3 protein-coding genes are annotated in these 3,325 nt (G+C 45.0%); 1 reads left to right on the forward strand and 2 read right to left on the reverse strand.

Annotated elements, in window-relative coordinates:
- Positions 1-2,517: DEAD/DEAH box helicase (locus tag NZ896_03395; GenBank protein ID MCS7116496.1), on the forward strand; the 2,517-nt coding region annotated here is incomplete at its 5' end.
- Here the strand turns inward: NZ896_03395 and NZ896_03400 are convergent.
- Entirely contained in the window at positions 2,502-3,080 is a 579-nt protein-coding gene (locus tag NZ896_03400; protein MCS7116497.1) for a hypothetical protein, read from the reverse strand. The genes NZ896_03395 and NZ896_03400 overlap by 16 nt on opposite strands.
- On the reverse strand, positions 3,064-3,325 hold a 262-nt coding region (locus NZ896_03405), incomplete at its 5' end, for a non-structural maintenance of chromosomes element 4 (GenBank protein MCS7116498.1). The genes NZ896_03400 and NZ896_03405, both read right to left, overlap by 17 nt.

A 3,325-nucleotide genomic window follows, 5' to 3' on the forward strand; every position in this document is an offset into this window, starting at 1 on the left:
GGGAAGCAGGCTTTAGTACCGCCAGATATCCTAATTACTACACCAGAAACCCTTCAGGTGATCCTCGTAGGTAAAGTAATGAGAAATCATCTAAAGTCTGTGAGATGGGTGATCGTCGATGAGGTTCATGAATTGGCTGTAGATAAGAGAGGTAGCCAATTATCGTTAGCATTGGAGAGGTTGCGTTTTATAACAGGGAAGGATTTTCAGATCGTGGGCTTATCAGCTACCATAGGTACCCCTGAAGAGGTCGCCAAATTCCTTGTAGGTTCAGATCGACCTTGTGAGATCGTAAAGGTTCCCGTTGCGAGGTCGATGCAGCTGCAGATCATCTATCCTGAAGCCGATAAGATCGATTACGAGTTGGCATCAAAGTTATACACGTATCCTGAGGTTGCAGCGAGGCTAAGGGTTATGAGAGATCTTATTCTAGAGAACCGTTCGGTATTGATCTTTACCAACACACGTAGCGAGGCTGAAATCCTCGCGAGTAGATTTCGTGTGTGGGATTCAGAATTCCCTTTGGGTGTGCACCATGGCTCATTATCGAAACCCTCTAGGCTAGATGCAGAGAGGAAGTTAAAGGATGGTAAGCTCTACGGTATCATCTGTACGAGCTCTCTAGAGTTGGGTATCGATATAGGGCCTTTAGAGATGGTAATACAGTACAATTCTCCCCGCCAAGTAACGAGGCTCATCCAAAGGGTCGGTAGGAGTGGCCATAGGATCGGTGGTATCGCCAAGGGTGTGATCATAACTCAAGACTCCGACGATACATTAGAAGCTCTGGTGATCACACGTAGAGCATATTTAGAGGATTTGGAGCCGGTTCATATACCGAGCAAGCCCTTCGATGCACTCACCCATCAATTGGTTGGCTTACTCTTTCACAAAAGTAGGTGGAGCTTCGATGAGGCCCTGAACCTCTATACCAAATCTTATCCCTATAGAGATCTCACATACGAAGATCTGGTGAAGGTCCTCAATTATATGCACACAAGGTATCCAAAGCTCTGCCAAGTATCGTTCGAGCGTAAGGTATTCAACAGACCTCCACGCATAAGGGGCTTCTACGAATATTACTTTCAAAATCTATCGATGATCCCCGATACGAAGCAGTACTTGGTATTGCGAGAAGAGGATGGCATGCCAATAGGTGTTTTGGATGAAGAGTTCATAGCTGAGTATGGTGAGATAGGAACGAAGTTCGTAGAGGGTGGCTCGCTATGGAGAATCCTACAGATTTATCAAGATAAGGTCTATGTAAAGCCCGATGATGATCCTACGGGTGCTATACCGAGCTGGGTCGGTGAGGAGATACCCGTATCTTGTGATGTGGCTTTAGAAGTTGGGTCGATCAGAGGTTTCGTGGAATCGAGGTTGAAGGAAGGTATACCTATAGAGAGGATCGTCGATGAGCTCTGCCAACGATATAGAGTCGATAAAGGCACATTAATACGCGCATTACATGAGATTATCGAGCAAGTGGAGAGAGGAATTCCTGTACCGAACGATAAAAGGGTTACGATCGAAGCCTGCCAAGGTTTCATCGTAATAAATTGTTGCTTTGGTCATTTGGTGAATCGTTGCTTAGCGAGACTTCTCGGCCATCTTCTTTCAGAGAAGTTGGGTTCATCGGTGGGTGTCTATCAAGACCCCTATCGAATATACCTTCGAGCACCGAATACTTTGCCTAGCGATGTGAAGGATTTATTGATAGATCTGGCCGATCAGGATATTCAGAGGCTTGCTATAGATGCTCTGGTAAAGACGGGGATCTTTATACGTAGGTTGATTCACGTTGCGAAGAAGTTCGGTGCGATCGATAAAAGTATCGATTTGAGTAGTGTGAGATTACAGAGTATCATAGAGGGTTTACGAGGCTCGATAGTCTACGATGAGGCTGTAAAGACTATGCTGGAAGTTGATGTCGATATTACACGTACCATTCAGTTCATTCAATCGATGAAGAGAGGGGATATTGAGATAGTGGTTCTCGATATCGAAGAATTCTCGCCGATATCGAGGATAGGTATACAGAAGGTCGCAAGGAGGACCGAGCTGATAAGGCCAGAGAGGCTCAAGAGGATCATTCTGGAATCGACCAAGGCAAGGTTGTTAAATGAGGGAAGGACGGTCATATGTGTAGAGTGCTGGGATTATGTAGACACGATAGCGATCAAAGATCTACGTGAAGGATTAAGGTGCCCATACTGCTCTTCTTCGAGGTTGGCCTTACTTGATGAGAGTGAGGAGAAGGCAAGGCTCCTCTCCTCCTCGATCCGAAGTGGCAAAGTGCTGAAGAGGCTCAAGAGGATCTTTAAGAAAGTCCTTAAAACATCCGAGCTCTACGCGAAGTATGGCTTTGCAGCAGCCATCGTACTAGCGGGAAAAGGGATCGGTATTTCGGAGGCGAGCAAGATTCTTGAGAGAGAAAATGATATAAATGATCGGTTGATCGAGCTCATCATCGATGCTGAAAGGAGGGCTTTGAAGAGGCGTTACTTTACATCCTGAGCATCTGATACTGGAGTCGCTAGTAACAGACTTATCAGAGTCTTCTGATCGACTTCAGCCCTCGTCCTCCAACCGATATATAGCATATCATCCTTATCTTGAATCAAATACCCTCTTCTTATAAATCGATCGAGGTTCAAATCCACCTTCCACTGAGGGAACTTCTCCTTTAAGAGTTGCTCAACCTCTTTCCTCGGTGACTTCCCTCTATGGGCGATTATATACGCTAGTGATGCGGCCAAACATGCTAGATCATCGATTCGAAATTCGGAGGCCTCAACCTCACTTTGAGTAGGATGGCTCTTAAATATCACGAAGAACCTAGCCCTATCCAACTCCTCTACAGATGTTTCATCGATCTCTTCTCCTTTCTCTGAGATTATCTTCAAATCCAGCCCCAATCTATCTAAATCCTCTCTTAAAATAGGTATCATCTTCTCGTAATCCTTTCCTAAAGCCTTCTTTAACTCCCAACCCTTTACACCCGGTGATTTGAACCTTTGAAATAGTAACATCTGATAAGCCCTCTTCAGCCTCCTCCTTATCTCAACCTCTTCCGACACCCTTCCTCACCTCAAGCACATTCCTCCAACGTTCGTAATCGAGAGATATGGCTATCGATCGAGGCATTGTTATGGTTTTGTCACTTTTCTCATCAATTTTGCGAGGGATTAAAGTCATCCTCTCTTCGATCGGATCGATCTTCAACTTCACATAACCTCCAGATATGAGAAAGCTGATCAAGTATGCCCTCATGACCGTCTCTTCAAAACTCTCTTTTGTGATAAATTCCCAATAATCTATACTA

This window comes from Nitrososphaerales archaeon, from assembly GCA_025058425.1.
Taxonomy (GTDB): Archaea; Thermoproteota; Nitrososphaeria; order Nitrososphaerales; family JANXEG01; genus JANXEG01.